This window comes from Vreelandella neptunia, from assembly GCF_000712975.1.
GTDB classification, from domain to species: domain Bacteria; phylum Pseudomonadota; class Gammaproteobacteria; order Pseudomonadales; family Halomonadaceae; genus Vreelandella; species Vreelandella qaidamensis.
Genome location: NZ_JHQL01000015.1, coordinates 1 through 321, shown reverse-complemented (window position 1 = coordinate 321; position 321 = coordinate 1). Strand labels below are relative to the sequence as shown.

Genomic DNA, 321 nt, shown 5'->3' with positions numbered 1-321 from the left:
TTATGTCAGCATGATATACATTGTTAAAGAGCGACTGCTATGCGCAGTGATAAGCGGCTGCTTTTTTCACGTTAAAAAAAGAAGGGTCTTTAAAACAAAGCTCTTTAAAAGAACTCTTTAAAAGAACTCTTTAAAAAAAGATCTTTTCTCTTTTTCCAATATGAAGAAAACGCTTATCACTGCGTATCAACAGCATTCTGATCAGGTAATTCATTGTGAGCGCTTACCGCGAGGGATGATGCATCGTTTAAGGAGGTGATCCAGCCGCAGGTTCCCCTACGGCTACCTTGTTACGACTTCACCCCAGTCATGAACCACACC

At 40.8% G+C, this 321-nt stretch carries 1 rRNA gene; it reads right to left on the bottom strand.

Annotation, left to right across the window (positions count from 1 at the left end):
- Window positions 1–248 precede the first annotated feature (248 nt).
- A 16S ribosomal RNA gene (locus tag CR46_RS0117645) occupies window positions 249–321 on the bottom strand; the annotation flags it as partial.